Origin of the sequence: Desulfosarcina cetonica JCM 12296, assembly GCF_001311845.1 — a bacterium.
Classification (GTDB): Bacteria; Desulfobacterota; Desulfobacteria; order Desulfobacterales; family Desulfosarcinaceae; genus Desulfosarcina; species Desulfosarcina cetonica.
The window spans coordinates 38,266-54,153 of record NZ_BBCC01000022.1; the positions used below are offsets into that span (position 1 = coordinate 38,266).

At 56.6% G+C, this 15,888-nt stretch carries 13 protein-coding genes and 2 pseudogenes; 6 read left to right on the forward strand and 9 right to left on the reverse strand.

Annotated elements, in window-relative coordinates; translation table 11 throughout:
• Nucleotides 1-124: 124 nt before the first annotated feature.
• The 6 genes from JCM12296_RS07490 to JCM12296_RS07505 all read right to left on the reverse strand — a co-directional run bounded on the left by JCM12296_RS07490 (nucleotide 125) and on the right by JCM12296_RS07505 (nucleotide 5,668).
• Nucleotides 125-328 (reverse strand): DUF397 domain-containing protein, encoded by a 204-nt coding sequence (locus JCM12296_RS07490; protein WP_157067439.1) that lies wholly within the window; start codon nucleotides 326-328, stop codon nucleotides 125-127.
• Entirely contained in the window at nucleotides 315-620 is a 306-nt protein-coding gene (locus tag JCM12296_RS50270) for a hypothetical protein (protein ID WP_422698620.1), read from the reverse strand. Before JCM12296_RS50270 ends, JCM12296_RS07490 begins: the two co-directional genes overlap by 14 nt.
• Entirely contained in the window at nucleotides 598-3,873 is a 3,276-nt protein-coding gene (locus tag JCM12296_RS07495) for a WD40 repeat domain-containing protein (RefSeq protein ID WP_340147749.1), read from the reverse strand. The genes JCM12296_RS50270 and JCM12296_RS07495 overlap by 23 nt, the downstream gene beginning before the upstream one ends.
• Nucleotides 3,837-4,142 (reverse strand): toll/interleukin-1 receptor domain-containing protein, encoded by a 306-nt coding sequence (locus JCM12296_RS50275; protein ID WP_054691342.1) that lies wholly within the window; start codon nucleotides 4,140-4,142, stop codon nucleotides 3,837-3,839. The genes JCM12296_RS07495 and JCM12296_RS50275 overlap by 37 nt, the downstream gene beginning before the upstream one ends.
• The gene (locus JCM12296_RS37955; protein WP_157067440.1) at nucleotides 4,139-4,867 is read right to left on the reverse strand and encodes a hypothetical protein; all 729 of its coding nucleotides are present in this window, start codon (nucleotides 4,865-4,867) and stop codon (nucleotides 4,139-4,141) included. Before JCM12296_RS37955 ends, JCM12296_RS50275 begins: the two co-directional genes overlap by 4 nt.
• Nucleotides 4,868-5,062: 195 nt before the next feature.
• Entirely contained in the window at nucleotides 5,063-5,668 is a 606-nt protein-coding gene (locus tag JCM12296_RS07505; RefSeq protein ID WP_054691343.1) for a hypothetical protein, read from the reverse strand.
• Between the two features lie 721 nt (nucleotides 5,669-6,389).
• Here JCM12296_RS07505 and macA point away from each other — a divergent pair.
• From macA to JCM12296_RS41500, 4 genes and pseudogenes are all read left to right on the forward strand, one after another.
• On the forward strand, nucleotides 6,390-7,586 hold the full coding sequence (macA, locus tag JCM12296_RS07510; protein WP_054691344.1) for a macrolide transporter subunit MacA: 1,197 nt from the start codon (nucleotides 6,390-6,392) through the stop codon (nucleotides 7,584-7,586).
• Between the two features lie 206 nt (nucleotides 7,587-7,792).
• Entirely contained in the window at nucleotides 7,793-9,742 is a 1,950-nt protein-coding gene (locus JCM12296_RS07515; RefSeq protein WP_054691345.1) for a MacB family efflux pump subunit, read from the forward strand.
• Nucleotides 9,743-9,754: 12 nt separating this feature from the next.
• Nucleotides 9,755-10,432 (forward strand): annotated as a pseudogene (locus JCM12296_RS50280) (TolC family protein); the annotation flags it as partial.
• A 76-nt stretch (nucleotides 10,433-10,508) separates the two neighbouring features.
• Complete coding sequence (locus JCM12296_RS41500; protein WP_218188000.1) at nucleotides 10,509-11,168, forward strand: TolC family protein; 660 nt, start codon at nucleotides 10,509-10,511, stop codon at nucleotides 11,166-11,168.
• Here JCM12296_RS41500 and JCM12296_RS07525 read toward each other — a convergent pair.
• The 3 genes from JCM12296_RS07525 to JCM12296_RS07535 all read right to left on the reverse strand — a co-directional run bounded on the left by JCM12296_RS07525 (nucleotide 11,159) and on the right by JCM12296_RS07535 (nucleotide 14,368).
• Nucleotides 11,159-12,487 carry a 4Fe-4S dicluster domain-containing protein gene (locus JCM12296_RS07525; protein ID WP_218188001.1) on the reverse strand — a complete coding sequence of 443 codons (1,329 nt, stop codon included), beginning with the start codon at nucleotides 12,485-12,487 and terminating at the stop codon, nucleotides 11,159-11,161. The two genes, JCM12296_RS41500 and JCM12296_RS07525, sit on opposite strands and share 10 nt — an antisense overlap.
• 127 nt (nucleotides 12,488-12,614) lie before the next feature.
• Nucleotides 12,615-12,920 carry a hypothetical protein gene (locus tag JCM12296_RS07530; protein WP_054691346.1) on the reverse strand — a complete coding sequence of 102 codons (306 nt, stop codon included), beginning with the start codon at nucleotides 12,918-12,920 and terminating at the stop codon, nucleotides 12,615-12,617.
• A 164-nt stretch (nucleotides 12,921-13,084) separates the two neighbouring features.
• On the reverse strand, nucleotides 13,085-14,368 hold the full coding sequence (locus JCM12296_RS07535) for a sigma-54 interaction domain-containing protein (protein ID WP_054691347.1): 1,284 nt from the start codon (nucleotides 14,366-14,368) through the stop codon (nucleotides 13,085-13,087).
• Between the two features lie 569 nt (nucleotides 14,369-14,937).
• Here JCM12296_RS07535 and JCM12296_RS07540 point away from each other — a divergent pair.
• Nucleotides 14,938-15,293, forward strand: a pseudogene (locus tag JCM12296_RS07540) (NADH-quinone oxidoreductase subunit A).
• Nucleotides 15,272-15,888: NADH-quinone oxidoreductase subunit NuoB (gene nuoB / locus JCM12296_RS07545; RefSeq protein ID WP_157067441.1), on the forward strand; the 617-nt coding region annotated here is incomplete at its 3' end. The pseudogene JCM12296_RS07540 and the gene nuoB, both read left to right, overlap by 22 nt.

Below are 15,888 nucleotides of genomic sequence, written 5' to 3' on the forward strand. Positions count from 1 at the left end.
TTGGTCTGATCCGAGCTTGCCCGGCCGATCCCGTCCGGCCATCCGACCTCCGCGTTTTGTTGGGCCAGAGGTGAAGCCCTGGCCCAATCTTTTTGAGAAAGGGTGAACGACGGGCATCTTTTCTTTACACTATATCGAATTCATATGCCTTAACGCCTTTGATGAAGTTCTCCCACTCCGCGACTGTGAAAGTTAGTACGGGACCATCCTGGTCTTTTGAATCACGCATCAGCACCTTTCCGTTACGGAATGCCACCTCCACACAACCGCCATCCCCGCTGAAAGATGCCTTAAAGAATTCTCCAGCCAAGTTTTTACGATATTCCATGGCGACCTCCTTCATCACTGTTTGCTCTAAGTTGCTCCAGCCTTCTAATACATTCTTTCAATTGCCATTGCCAGGTTCCTGCACGCCAAACCCTGACTATACCGTCATTACCGCCTGTTACCACCTCCTTTCCGTCTTGGCTCAGATCCAGAGCCCAAGCCCCACCCGTGTGAGCATGAGTCGGGCTCCCAAAGGGACCAGATCCGCTGTCCAGCCTCTCACGATCCCATCGGCTCCTACGGACACCGCACCTCCGCTGAAGTCTGCTACTATTCGGCGTGCCATGCCTCATGAGCCGGAACCATCCCAAGGGATTCGCTAAGATCGATGCTCCATGCCCTAAGCAGTCCGTCCTCTCCCACACTGAAAAGTTTGGTGCCGTCTCTTGAAACTGCCAAGTTTCGCACCCCACCTTGGTGACCTTCACGGCTTGCAACGCGTTCGCCATTCATTTTCCACAACCGGAGGAATCCGTCATTACCACCGGAAATCACTCGTGTTTGACCGTTGATGGCAAAGCAGCGAATCGCATTTATTTGGCCGTCGTGAAACCCAGCGGAATGATTCAAGAGACGTCCGTCATGGCTCCAAATCCTAATTGCGCCATCCGCACCCCCGCTCAGTATGGAATCGCCCTGTGGCGTGAAGGTCACATCGATGACATCATCTTCGTGATCGGTCAGCAGTTTATCATTGATCAATTTTCCATCCACGCTCCAAAGGCCGACGGTACCGTCGGCGGAGGCGCTTGCGATCATGCTTCCGTCCGGGCTTACAGCGAGTCCCCAGACGTAATCTTGGTGTGCCTCCCAGACACTTTCGGTCATTCCAGTACTCATTGAAATCAAGACGATACGATTGTCAGCTGCAGCTAATAATTTGCTCCCAGCCAAACATACCAGGACGTTAATCGGCTCGCCAAAGTCAAACTCCGATTCGGCGAGCAGTTGGCCATGCCCCACCCAATATCGAACGGTGCGATCCGTGCCGTATGAGACCAAAACGTCTTGTTCGGGGTCGAGGGTGAAACCGCAGACAGATCCGGAATGTCCCACAAGCGGTTCTTCCCTTTCACTGCCGTCCAGTCGCCATTGTCGGATTTCACCGTCGAAGCCGCCGCTGTAAACGGTATGAGCGTCCGCCGAAAAGCATAGGGCCGAGACTGAAACCGGGTGAACTGAAATCGGCATGCAAATGGGGTCGAATCTTCCATTCCAGAGCCGTATGGATCCATCTATTCCGCATGTGGCGATGTGTCCGTTGTGATGCGCCAGCGCACATACTGGACCCGCGTGTGCTTCAACTTGATTTGTTTTTCCCAGTTCCGGTACTTGCCATCCGATGAGCTTGCCGTCAGCGCCTGCTGTCAATATGCGTTTACTATCTCTATCGAAAGCACAAGCGCTGCCGTATCCTGAATGCGCGACTTTTTCTTTTAAAAACTTCAAATCAGGAAGTTGCCATAGACTCAATTTTCCCGACTCCGCCAAACAGGCCAAAACCTGAGAATCAGCATCGTATGCTTGCGAGACGATAATATCCGGTGAAACATCGGCCTCCTGCAGACACGAGTCATTACTCAGGTTCCAAAGCGTGATTTTACCGTCTTCGGTTGCGCTCACGAGCAATGTCCCGCCAGAGACAAAGGCGAGAGAAGTAATTCCTGCTTTGAGCGTTGCCATCTGTCGAGCACTGCTTTCAAAGATACCGTTCAGTATCTTTATCACCCTATCATCCCCTCCCGTTGCCATACATCCGGTGGAGCTGATAGTGACCGTACGAACTGCCGAGTTATGCAGGCGACGGCAACCCAGCTCTCTGGCAATAGCAGATACCCGCTCCAGTGCCTCCTGAAGCCTTTGGGGTGGGACAACTTCACCTTGCTCGCATTCCAATGCCGCTTCGACCACGTGACGCAGACTTTCCCTGGGAGAATGACGCAGCAGGCTCATGGCCTCTTCGGCGAGGCGGTCCGCCTTCTGCCGAATGGTAGTGCACCGGTTCTCTCTATCTTCTTTTATGCTTTCTGAAACGAACCGGTTAAGTAGCGGATGCTCGACCACCTGGGGCAATCCAACTACTCTTTGCAGAAGCGCACCGCGTAAGAGATCTTCAGAAGCCATTCCCTGCACTTCCCACGTCCGGGCTCGGCGCTCAACTTCGGTCAGATCTTCGAGCGATTCACTGTTTTGCGTCAGCCAGTCACGGAAATCTGTCCATGTTTCGAAAATGGCTTCATGGACAATATCGAAGGTCGCGTCTCCATCCTCGTCAACTACTCGGATCAAGCGTTGTTCTTCAAACTCGCGAGCAACCCTTAGAGCATTGTCTTTAAGGGAGTCAATGGGTAACCTTCGCCTCACCGGCCGATCTTTCAGGCTCAAAGGTACCACAAACCTCCCCAAAGTGGGAAAAACCGCATCTTGACATCCTACCAGCGCCAGCCGCCTCGTCGCGTGCCGCGCACGTTCTGTAACCACCTGCCGCAAACCGCCTGTCCCTAAATAGTCCTCCAATATCAACATGCGCCTGTCTGGAGTGCCCCGAAGTCTTTGCTCCATATGCTCCCAGGCAAGTTGCAGAGCGAATGCCAGCAGTGGCAGAGCCGCACCATCTGCAGATGTCTCGATCATATCCTTTGCCACTCTATCTACAAATGGCTGATCGACCGCAGAGCCTGCCATAATTGCCGGATTTCGGATAATTCTTTCGAGAAGATCTCTATTGTTTGCCGGAGGCAGCAGGACATAATTCAAGTGCCGAACTCCGAGAAACTGAATGATGGCATTAGATCGTTCAGGGTGGCTCAAAAACTCGCTCCTTATCGTAAGAAGCAGCCATATCGGTGCCTCTCCCGTAACCAATTTATTGACGACCTCCAGAAAAATGCCGGCTGTCTGCTCTCCCGTTGCAGTTGCCAATTCCTCAAACTGATCTATAACGATTACGACTTGAGGTCGGTATGTAAGATCCGGGTCCCCATGTTCGAAAAATGGTTCAAACGGGCTGATGCTTCCATCGCGCAACTCTTCGAGAATGGAGGCCGCGTTTTTCTCGGCACCAAGAGTCCGTCTGGCTTGAACAATCGCTACGGCTAAACGTTGCAGAGGATCCAGTCCGGGAAGAAACGGAGAAAGCACCGTCCAACCTGGCTGTCGCGCAAGCTTCCCAGCAAGGCCGGCTCGAACTAAAGATGACTTGCCTGAACCTGATGGCCCTGAAACCGCAACTATTCGGTGGGACCGTGCGGAGTGTTGAAAGGGAGCAAACACCTCCCGCAGTTCTCTGATAGCCTCTTCACGGCCGAAGAAAACGGCTTCCATCGCGCTGGAATAGTAATTGAGCCCAGGATAAGGACACTTGCCTTTCGGCCATAAAGCCTCTTGAGGATTGATGTGCCGCGCGAGCCAGGCGCAGATTCTATCGACAGCGCCATCGCCTCCAATGCTCTCAATCTGTAAGTGATCGGTTAGCGGATGAGTCAGTTCCTCTCCGTGACGTCTAAGAGTCAGTATCGGTTTGCCAAATGCACGCGCCAGTGCCAGTTCAGCAAAGCACCATTTGAATCAAAGGAAACAGGAGTTAGAAAGAACAGCACTGCCCCCGCACTCTTCAACTGATCATAGAGAGCTTCCTCCCACGGGTCGCCTATAGTCACTCCCCTCTCAGGTTCCGAAGTGAAGAAGATATTTTTGAATCCCCGGTCGGACAGGGCCGTCACGAGCCCTAGGTCAATCAGCTGGCACTTGTCCGAGGACGCGTGGCTTACAAAGATGAGCCCAGTTCGTGTAAATCGTTCAGAAGTTACATTCATAGGTCGATCGAGCAATATTTAATCATATAAAAGCCGCTCTTATGGGAGCCCCAATCGACGACTCCTGCGGCACCGTTCTTGGGTCTGGTGAAAAAGTAGCCTCTTGCCTGCCCGGATTGATTTCCCGAGGGGAGGTCAAAAATCAACTCATGATCATGTTCTCCACCCACCTGAATGGTAATCTTGCCAACGCCAACGACATCGTTGCGATAGGTAGCTCCGAGTCCTCTCGGCCGGGGAGTGATTTCTATTGTTGCTCGTCCATATTGATGCCAGACTGTATAAAGTCCAAAAAAATCGGTTCGGATCAGTCGGTCGTTGGGCGTCCGGTATCGAGTAAACGAACGTAGGGGGGATTTTCGTGCAAAGAATCCAAATGGAACTGAACGCCACCAAGTTAAACCGGCGATGAATTCATCTCTTTTGCCGGATAAATATCCGTTAAAAACTTGCCTGGGGGCTTCATTATACCTATGTAGTACAACCTTTAACTGCTTTGGGTCAGTGGGGTCCACGATTCCTCTACCTGCAAATCTGCGTCTGAAACGCATGCAGTCATAATGCGCTTCCAGCCGATCCTCTGAGTCGATGTTGAGTGTCAACACACCAAGCCAACCATCGTGGCAAAAAGCGTAAACACCCTCAAAACGGCTCACATCTAAGTTGGCTGTGGTGGTTACAAAAAATCCTCGTGTTGTGTTGCTGTCTGAATTGGAACTCTGCATGAAGTCACTTTCTCAACTGCACCTATTTGGTGGTCTTTTGGGCACGTCATATCGGTAGAGCGGTTGAGGCCAACGAGTAGCTAAGCGAGCCGGGAACAAATGCCTAAAGACGTTTTAAAAGCTCTGAAAGATAAAAGACAGTTCAAAATGCCACCGCTTTTCCCGGTCTGCTTGAGCGATGTGATGTTCAAATTTTTATTTTTTTTTCTCAAAAATTAAGAATGGTGTTGAAACGAAACTTTTTCCAACAGTGCTATGATACAATATCTTTACCAAAGCATTGACTGGAATATTAATATTGTTTTGTATAGCAGGTGAAATTTCAAGAAGAGAATCATATCCTGAGCTGGTATATTCACCTTTCGTAACAAGCGAGAAATCAGTATTATCCTTATCCAACATTTGGAAATAGCTATATTTTTCGTCTTTGTCTTTTGGGTTACCCCAAATCGATACTGTAATATGTCCTTGAACCCAGAATATTTGTGGCTTTTCAATCGTAGCGTGAATATTCTTTTCAAATGAAGAATATTTTTCTAAGTCCATCCATATCCTTTTCAACATTCCCAATGATGACAGTTGATAGCTTCTGGTCTCTTGGGTGTGGACCCCTGCAGATAATACCGGAATTCCTAAACCGGCTTTCATACCTTCGGTCCTTGTGAGCTGTGATGATGGTGCATTGCCGGTAATTTCCTCATATTTTAATGCTATAAACTCAACGTCCAAATATATAAGATTATCAAGTTTGAATTGTTCCATTTTAGTACCTCTAATCAAAGGAGAATTGAGATAACCCATGAAAGCTATTCCAAACCAGCTACAAGCATCCTAATGATGCATATTTAACCGCAAAAGGCATTCCTAAGCAGCACCACTTCAATTATAGAAAGTGGTTGTGTTACTATTTAGAATTTTTGCTCAAAATATGGACACATTCATTCCGACCCGCAAAGCCTGATTCCATTTGGCAATAAGCTGAAGGAGAAGAAACAGTCCGCCAGGCAAATCAGGCAAGCGTCAGATGCAATTGCAATTTATTACGAAATTCAGGAACACAAAAAGGGAGCTCGGCATGAACTTCAACAAGTAAACGAAAAAACAACCCAATTTACAACAAAAAAGAAACCCCCAAAGCTCAACTCCGCAACTCCTTGGCCACAGCGATGTGCGCACAACCATGATTGACGGATTCGTAAAAAACCCGATATCGGCGTTACGCTTCACCCCTCGTCACTGCGGCGTACGCTAAGTACGCCTCATTCCTCCGGATTCGCAAGCCTTGATCTCGGGCTTTTTACGAATCGTCGGAAATGCGACTTTTTATGAGTCCATCATGATTTACACCCACACAATCGAAAGCCGTACCATTAAAGACGCCGCCAGCCCGCTTGATTTTGAGTAACCACCACCCGATCCCCGGATTTTTCCCGCCGTCCCCTTTTTTTATTTTTTTTGCGCAGGATTCCGGCGGAACACCCGTTAATGATGGCGTACCCAAGCAAAAAGGGAAGCTATCGACATGCAGAAAAAGGGAAAACGTTCATTGATCACCATTCTCGTGCTGCTGGCTGTGGTGGCGGCAGGCGGATGGCTCGTTCGGACCTGGCTGGCGCCGCCGGAGCAGCCGGTTTACGTGACCGTGCCGGCCGGGAAACGGGACGTCCAGGAAACCGTTTCCGCTACCGGTGTGCTCAACGCCTTCCAGCAGGTGAATGTGGGTGCCCAGGTGTCGGGGCAGTTGCAGTCCCTGAAGGTTTCGCTGGGGGATTCCGTGAAAAAGGGACAACTCCTGGCGGTGATCGACCCGTCGGTCAAAGAGAACGACCTTCGGGACGCCGAGGCCGCCCTGAAGAACATTGCGGCCCAAAAGCGGGCTAAGGCGGCTCTGCTGCAGCAGTACGAGCTGGCCTACCGGCGTCAGCAAACCCTGCGTCGGGGCGATGCGGGTGCCGAGGCGGACCTGGAAAGCGCCGCCGCCAGCCTTGCCAGCACGCGCGCCGATATCGCGGCCCTGGATGCCCAGATCACCCAGGCGAAAATCTCCGTCGACACCGCGCGCACCAATCTGGGCTATACCCAGATCGTGGCACCCATGGACGGCGTGGTGGTGGCCGTGGTCACCGATGAAGGCCAGACCGTGGTCTCCACCCAGTCGGCGCCGACCATCCTGATTCTGGCCAACCTGGACACGATGACTGTCAAGACCCTGATCTCCGAGGCCGATGTAATCCGGGTCAAGCCGGGCATGCCGGTTTTCTTTCACGTTTTGGGCGACCCGGACCGCAGTTACACGGGAACCTTGCGCTCGGTGGACCCGGCGCCGGAAACGATCACCGATAGCGACACCTCGGCCAAGACGATCAGCGCCTCGGCCACCTATTACAACGGCCAGTTCGACGTGCCCAATCCCGGTCACCGGCTGCGTATCTTCATGACCGCCCAGGTCTCCATCGTGCTGGGTGAGGCCAAGCAGGCGCTGTGCATCCCCCTGTCCGTACTGGGGGACAACCGGGGCAATAGCCGTTACACGGTGCGGGTGCTCAAGGCGGGCCATGTGGAGACGCGGGAGATCAAAACCGGCCTCAAGGACAATATCTACATTCAGGTTCTGGACGGGCTCAAGGAAGGCGACGCGGTGGTCGTCGGCGATTCGGCGACGGCGGAGAAGAACAATGCCGTCAGTCGGCCCCGTCGGTTCCGCGGACCCATGCGGTAGATGGACAGGGGGACCGGCGGTCTTGGTTAAATCAATGCCAAAGGCCAAAATTCAAATGTCAATTGAAGGATCGTGTCGATCTTAAATGGATAAAATACCACCAATTGGCATTTGTCGTTGGGTATTTGACATGATTGCGCATCGTCACCGTGCAAAACGTGGAACAACGACTCACATGCGGTTACCTCGGTAAAGGGAGCACCAGTATGGCACTGCTCGAAATCAGCAATCTCGAACGCGCCTTCCAGGCCGGTGAGGCGCCGGTTAAAATTCTCAAGGGCTTGAACCTCACCATCCAGGCCGGTGAGATGGTGGCCATCATGGGGGCGTCCGGATCGGGCAAGTCGACCTTGATGAACATCCTGGGGTGCCTGGACCGGCCCACCGCCGGCAGCTACCGGGTGGACGGCAAGGAAACCGGCAGCCTCGACAGCGATGCGCGCGCCGCCCTGCGGCGGGACCACTTCGGATTCATTTTTCAGAGCTACCACCTGCTTTCCCATCTGGATGCGGTCGGCAATACCGAAATGCCGGCCGTCTACGCCGGGGTGGGCAAGCAGGATCGCCTGGCGCGCGCCAAACATTTGCTTCAGCGCCTGGGTCTGGAGGACCGCGGCCACCACCGCCCCAGTCAGCTTTCCGGCGGTCAGCAGCAACGGGTCAGCATCGCCCGTTCGCTGATGAACGGTGGCGAAGTGATCCTGGCCGACGAGCCCACCGGCGCCCTGGACAGCAAAAGCGGCCTGGAGATGATGGTGATCCTGCGCGAGCTGCATGCCCAGGGCCACACCATCGTTCTGGTGACCCACGATGCCAGCATTGCCAGCCAGGCCCAGCGCATCATCACCATCAAGGACGGCGAAATCGTCTCCGATGAACCCAACCCCAAGGCCCCGTTTGTGGCCACCGGCAAGGTGCAGGGGATCTCCCCGTCCCAAACCAGCAGCCGATGGGTGACCCGCTTCGGACTCTTCCTGGAGGCCTTTCGCATGGCCTGGCTGGCCATGACCACCCACCGGCTGCGCACCTTCCTGACCATGCTGGGGATCATCATCGGCATCACTGCGGTGGTCAGCGTGGTGGCCGTGGGCCAGGGCGCCCAGCAGAAGGTGATCAGCGATATCAATGCCATCGGCACCAACACCATCGATATCTATCCCGGCACCGGTTGGGGGGATGTGCGCTCCGGCCGTGTGGAGACCCTGGTCCCGGCGGATCTGGCGGCGCTGCGTGCCCAGATTTACGTGGACAGCCTGACGCCCAATATCCGGGACAGCCAAGAGCTGCGCTATCGCAGCATTGTCGCCAGTGCTTCCATCCAAGGGGTTGGCGCGGCTTACTTCCGGGTCAAGGACATCGCCATGGAACAGGGGCGGGCACTGCTCGATCGGGATGTCACGGGCCTTTCCCAGGTGGCGGTGATCGACCAGAACACCAAGAAAAAACTGTTCCCCGGCGGTGAAAATCCCATCGGCGAGACCGTGCTGGCCGGCAATGTACCCATCGTCATCGTCGGCGTGGCGGCCGAAAAGGACTCCGCCTTCAAGGATGAAAATCTCAACGTCTGGATGCCCTATACCGCGGTGATGTATCGGATTTCCGGCCAGCAGTACTTCAGTTCCATCACCGTGCGCGTGGCCGACGGCATGTCCAACGAAATCGCCCAGGCGGGCATCGAGCACCTGTTGGCCACCCGTCACGGCACCAAGGATGTTTTCACGCGCAGTTCCGACAGCATCCTCAAAACCGTGGAGAAGACCACCTCGACCCTGACGCTGCTGATCGCGTCCATCGCGGTGATCTCCCTGGTCGTGGGCGGCATCGGGGTGATGAACATCATGCTGGTCTCCGTGACCGAGCGCACCCGCGAGATCGGCATCCGCATGGCCGTGGGTGCCCGCCAAACCGATATCCTGCAGCAGTTTTTGATCGAGGCGGTCATGGTTTGCATGATCGGCGGGCTGTTCGGCATTTTGCTCTCCTTTGGCGTCGGGGCGGTCTTCTCCCATTTCGTCAGTTCGATCAGCATGCGCTTTTCGCCCCTGTCGATCGTTTTGGCGTTTACCTGCTCGACTTTTATCGGTGTGTTGTTCGGTTTCCTGCCCGCCCGCAATGCCGCGCGGCTGGATCCCATCGATGCGCTTGCCCGGGAATAGGGATGAAGGAAGATGAATATCTCCGCAAAAATAGATTGGAAAAAGGCGTGGCTTGTGTTGGCCGGCCTGCTGGCCATTGCCACCGTGGGCTGCGGCGGCCTGATTCGCAAGGATTATGTGCGGCAAAACCTTGACCTGCCGGCCGCCTGGCAGACCCGGCCGGTCACCGGCGAGACGGTCCTTTCCGCCGACCACTGGTGGCGGGTGTTCGATGATCCCCAACTGGACCAATTGATCGCCGACGTCCTTTTGCGCAACAACGATCTGGCGGCGGCGACCATCAAGGTGCGCAAGGCGCGCCTGACGGCCGGGCTCGAAGCGACGAACCGGACGCCGGATCTTTCCGTGGGCGCCAGCGGCAGTACCCAACGGGATCTGGACAGTGGCGAACACAGCCGCAGCGGATCGACCACGACCCGCCTCAGCTGGGAACTGGACCTATGGGGCAAGCTGGCCAGCAGTCGTAATGCCGCCGAATGGGAGGCCCGGGCCACCGAGCAGGACCGTGCCAACACGGCGCTCACCCTGGTGGGGACGACGGCCGATCTGTACTGGCAGATCGCCTATCTCAACCAGTCGATCCTGACCAGTCGGGAGGGGATCGCCTACACGCAACGCTCCCTGGACCTGGTGCGGATCAAATACCAGGCCGGATCGGTCTCCCGGCTGGAGCTGGTGCAGGCCGAGCAGGACGTGGAGAGCCAGAAGGCCGATCTGACGGACCTGCTGCAGCAGATGGCCGAAGCGCGAAAACGCCCTGGCGGTGTTGTTCGACCAAGCGCCCGGCAAGGTCATGGCCGATCCCCTGCGGCTCACCGAGATGCCCATGCCGGCCCTGGCCGCCGGGATCCCCGCAGCGGTGCTGGCCCATCGGCCGGATCTCAAGGCGGCCGAGATGCGCCTGCGCAGCACCCTGGAAGACGAGAATTCGACCCGCGCCAGCTACTATCCCAGCCTGAGTTTGACCTCGTCCCTGGGCACCAGCAGCACCCATCTGGTGAGACTTCTCGAAAACCCGGTGGCCACCCTGGGCGCCGATTTGGCCCTGCCGTTCGTGCAGTGGAATCAGGCCCGGCTGAACACCCAAATCGCCGAGGCCGCCACCGAACAGGCGGTGGTGGAGTTTCGCCAGACGCTGTACGAGGCGTTGCAGGATGTGGAGAATGCCCTTTCGGCGCGGACGCATTACCTGCAGCAGGAAACGGCCCTGCGGCGGTCCTTTACGCTTGCCAAAACCGCCGAACAGATGGCCGAGACCCGCTACCGGGCCGGTGAGACCGGGGTCCAGGATTGGCTGGATCAGCAGCAAACCCGTCGTACGGCCGATCTGGCCCTGGCCAAGAACCGCTACAACCAACTGCAGAACATGATGACCCTCTATCAGGCGCTGGGCGGCGATCCGTCCACCGACGCTGATCAAGAGTGATGAACGTGTAGCGCCGATATCGGGCCTTGTACGAATCCGTCAAGAATAGTGCAGGGCCAGGGCTTCCAGATAACGGGACTTGACTGATCCGTGGCCAGGGCCCGCTTGACCGGCGGCAGGCGCAGGATGGCGCCGACCACGGCGGCCAGCGCGCGGTGGTGCCACAGCACGCGGTTGTCGAAGAGCAGATGCTGCAGTTTGCCCCGTTCGACGGCCATGATGACGGAGCGGTGGATGGTGTTCAGGGGGGTCAGGACGCGCCGGGGACGACGTTCCAGGGTCAGGCTGGCGGTTTTCGTGCAAGCGCTCAGGCAGACCCCGCAACCCAGGCAGCGCTCGGCATCCACCTGGGCGACCTTGCGCTTGGGATGGTGCGGATCATTGGCCGACACCAGGGACATGGCCGCCACCGGGCAACGGTCCACGCACTTGCCGCAGCCGTTGCAGCTGCCCGTGTCGACCCGGGGCAGGAACCCGGTGGTGTGTACCGGATGCATGATGGCGAAGCGGCGTGCGGCCAGCATCGCCTCGCAACAGCAGCCGCAGCAGTTACAGATGAAGTTGACGCCTTGGCGCACGTTCTCGCCGAATTGCACCAGATGATGCTCGCGGGCCATGGCCAGCCGTTCCATGCATTCCGAAACCGTCACCGCCCGGGCATGGCCGTGGCGGATCAGTGAGGCCGCAGCGGTGTTGAAGGTCATGCAGGTGTCGAGGGGGGCGTCGCAGGCGCGGTCCAGGTGCAGCATCTTGTGGCGGCAGTAGCAGGTGCTGATGCCCCGGTGGGAAGCCGTTCGGATCACTTCGCTGGCCCGCTCCCAATCCAGCACGAAAAGGGCATTGGTTTCGGATAGCGCGTTCTCGTCCACAAAGGCGCGTCCCAGTTGGGTTTCTCCCTCGGTGAAGAGCGCGCGCACGAAATCTTCCGCCACGTTGAGATATTCGTAGAACAATTCGGCCAGCAGCTTTTGATCGATATCCGTGCGTACACGCATCATGGCGAACTCGAAGAAACCGGCCATGGGCGGCGGCAGAACGTACTTCATCTCACCGTGCACCTGCATGTCCACCAAAAGCGCCTTGTCGGCCAGACGGTCGAGGATGCGACGGGTCTCTGCCTGCGGAAGACGCCAGATGCGACTGGCCGTTTCCACGGTGAAAGGCTTGATCGGCAACAGGGAGACCCGTTGGGCGTCCTTTTCGTCGAAGAGCATTTTCAGGATGCGGGTGAGCAGTTCCGACGGCGGGGCACCCTGGGGAAAGCGGTTGAGACGTTCGGTGAGACGTTCATAGGCGGATCGGGAGACGATGTGAGCCATGGCTTTTCCTCGGCAAAAACCGGATTGATCGTTGCATGAAGAAAGGGCACGCCGGCCTGGGCAAGCGTGCCTGAACCATGACTTACTATATCAGAAACCTTCTGGGGTTCAATTTTGGCGAACCTCCTTATGCAACCAACGGGGGATCCGGCAGCCCGCAGCGGCAGCCATCAAAGGCGTGAATCCGGCAGGGCAGCGATGCCTGCAGGTGAAGGACACCCTCTGCGGTAACGGTCAGCCGGGTTCCCGATGAATTCAGGCTGATCAGCCGGTTGGCGACCATCCCGTCGATGATGGTGCGGATATCATCCTGGGGAATGTCGGCGAACGCATGCACGACGGATTCATACAGGCCGGTGCCGGCCGGATCCCGATGAAGATCGGTTTGACACAAAAAATAGAGAATACTGATTTCCAGGTTCATGATTTCCATTTATTGGTGTCCCTTTCTCAGGGGGCGATGACTATTGGTGAAACAAGGATCAAGCCAAGTTTTGAAGGCGGGATAATATGCTTAGATCATATTGAATTCGAATAATCTTGGCCCGCTGCCGGGGGCTCAAGGAATTGGGCTGCTCAAAATATTGAGGCCATCCGTCAGGATTTTGGGGGACAGCGGAGGCCGGGGTTGCAGGGTTTGATGATCCGCATGCGCTTCATGCGTTCGATCAGGGTCGTCGGTTTGATGCCCAGCAGCCTGGCGGCCCCGTCATGGCCGTACAGCTTCCATCGGCAGCGTTGCAGGGCATTGATCGTATTGTGGCGCTCGAACTGCTTCAGTTCGGTTTCGCTGAGTACCGTTCCATCGATGGCCGTCTTTTGTGTGGCCGCCGCTGGTGTGGCGGAGGCGGGGGGGCCGCCGCCGATGATCGGCGCAAAATGGAGGTCGTTCGTGTTGCTGAGGATCATGGCCCGTTCGATGGCGTTTTCCAGTTCCCGCACGTTGCCCGGCCAATCATAGGCTTGTAGATCGATAATGTTGGCCTGGGTCAACCGGGGGCAGGGCCGATGGAGGGTTTTGGCGATCTTCCCGGCGAAATGCCGGGTCAAGAGCGGGATATCGGTTGGCCGCTGCCTGAGTGGTGCCACCTGAATGGGGAATACATTCAAACGGTAGAACAGATCGTCGCGGAACCGCCTGGCATTGACCTCGGCCGGAAGATCCTTGTTGGTCGCGGCGATGATACGCACGTTCACCTTGCGGGTGTAGTCTTCGCCGAGCCGCTCGTATTCCCCTTCCTGAAGTACGCGCAGCAGTTTGCTTTGCAGGTCCAGGGGGATTTCACCCACTTCGTCCAGGAAGATGGTGCCCCCGTCGGCAGCCTCGAAACGACCGATGCGGTCCTTGACCGCCCCGGTGAAGGCGCCCTTGATGTGGCCGAAGAATTCGCTTTCGTAAAGGTCCTTGGGGATGGTGGCGCAATTGACCTTGATCAGGGGCTTGTCGCTGCGGCGACTGCGTTTGTGAATCTCACGCGCCACAAGCTCCTTGCCGGTACCGGACTCGCCGTGGATCAGGACCGTGGCATCGGTGGGGGCCACCTGCGCGATCTGGGTGACCACCGCTTTGATTGCCTGGCTTTCTCCGATGATGGCGCCATAGGTCTGGGAGTCGGCCAGCTCTTGTTTGAGAATAACATTTTCCGCGTGCAGGCGATCCTTGAGCAACCGGATCTCCCGGGTTCGCTCGGCAACCAGGCGCTCCAGGTCGGCATTGGTTTTCTGAATGGCGGCTTCGGCGGTTTTCCGCCGGGCCACCTCGGCAGCCAGATCCTGGTTGGCGGTTTCCAGGGAACGCACATACGCGGCGCATTGGCTTTCCAGAAGCTGGCATTTCTCTGTCAGAAGGTCTATTTCGGGCGGTGGCGGGGTATCGACCATGGGGGCTCCATCCGCTTGCTTCATTTGACGATATTGACTGTGTCAGCCTGCCACACCCGTTATGGGTGGGCCTTTTTCAGATAAACCAAATTAGTACCGATTCGGGATAATACAACATGGCAGGGCGGCTGTCGGACTCATCCGCCAACCGATAATGACGGATTCGTAAAGAGCCCGATATCGGCGTTACGCGTATCCTTCGTCACTGCGGCGTACGCAAAAGTACGCCTCATTCCTCAGGCTTCGCAAGCCTTGATCTCGGGCTCTTTACGAATCCGTCGAAAATGCGACTTTTTACGAGTTCATCAATAATGGGTGCGTATCCACGTTTTCCCAAGGTCACCCGCTGGGGGGTAAATTCGCATTGCGGCGGTCCCGGCCGATGCACATGGTGCCTTGACAAAACCCCATCGCGCCGTTTAATATTCTCACCACTGGCAACCCGATCCACCGTGGCCTTTGATCTCTCCACCACATCCGTCGACCCATCCATCCGCCCGTGACGCGCAAAGGTGAATTGAATGCAGCCTGTTGATATGCACGGCCTATTATCTCCCTGGCAACCCGGCATGTTCAGCCTGATCCTTTACGGAGTGGTCGTGATCGGCCTGACCGGCGTGCTGCTTTTTCTCTCTCACTGGCTGGGCGACCACCGGCCGGACCCCGAGAAATTGCGGGTCTACGAAAGCGGCATCATCCCCACCGGCGAGGCGCGCCTGCGCTATCCGGTACCCTTTTTTATGGTGGCGATTTTTTCCTGCTCTTCGATGTGGAAGGCGCCTACATCTTCTCATGGGCCGTGGCCGGCCGTCCCCTGGGCTGGCTCGGCTGGTTCCAGATTCAGTATTTCATCCTCGTCCTGCTGGCCGGTCTGGCCTATGTTTGGTTGAAAGGAGGCCTTGAATGGGGCTCGCACCCCAACTGACAGCGGACACGGCGCTGGCCGGTGCGGACATCGTTCTTAACTGGGCGCGCAAAAACAGCCTGTGGCCGATGTTCTTCGGCCTGTCATGCTGTTTCGTGGAGGAGTCTACTGTTTTCACCGCTCGCTACGACATCGCCCGCTTTGGCGCCGAGGTGTTGCGCGCGTCGCCCCGCCAGGCCGATCTGCTGATCATCTCCGGAACGGTTTTCAAGAAGATCGCGCCGGTGGTGCTAAGGTTGTACGAGCAGATGGCCGAACCCAAGTGGGTGATCTCCATGGGCTCATGTTCCAACACCGGCGGCATGTACGATGCCTACAGCGTGGTCCAGGGGGTCAATCAGATCCTGCCGGTGGACCTTTATATTCCCGGATGCCCGCCACGGCCCGAGGCGGTGCTGGCCGGCCTGGTCAAGCTGCAGGAGAAAATCCTGGAGGAGAAGCCGGCCCGGCCGGTGTTTCATCTGGGGGGCGGCAGTCAGGGTACCGATCAGCCGATATTGGTGGACGGCATCACCAAAAGCCGCGACCCGCGTGGACCGGGCATGAACGGCACGGCCATCCGGGGCCGTTCGGCGACCCCGCCGGTGTTTTTCGA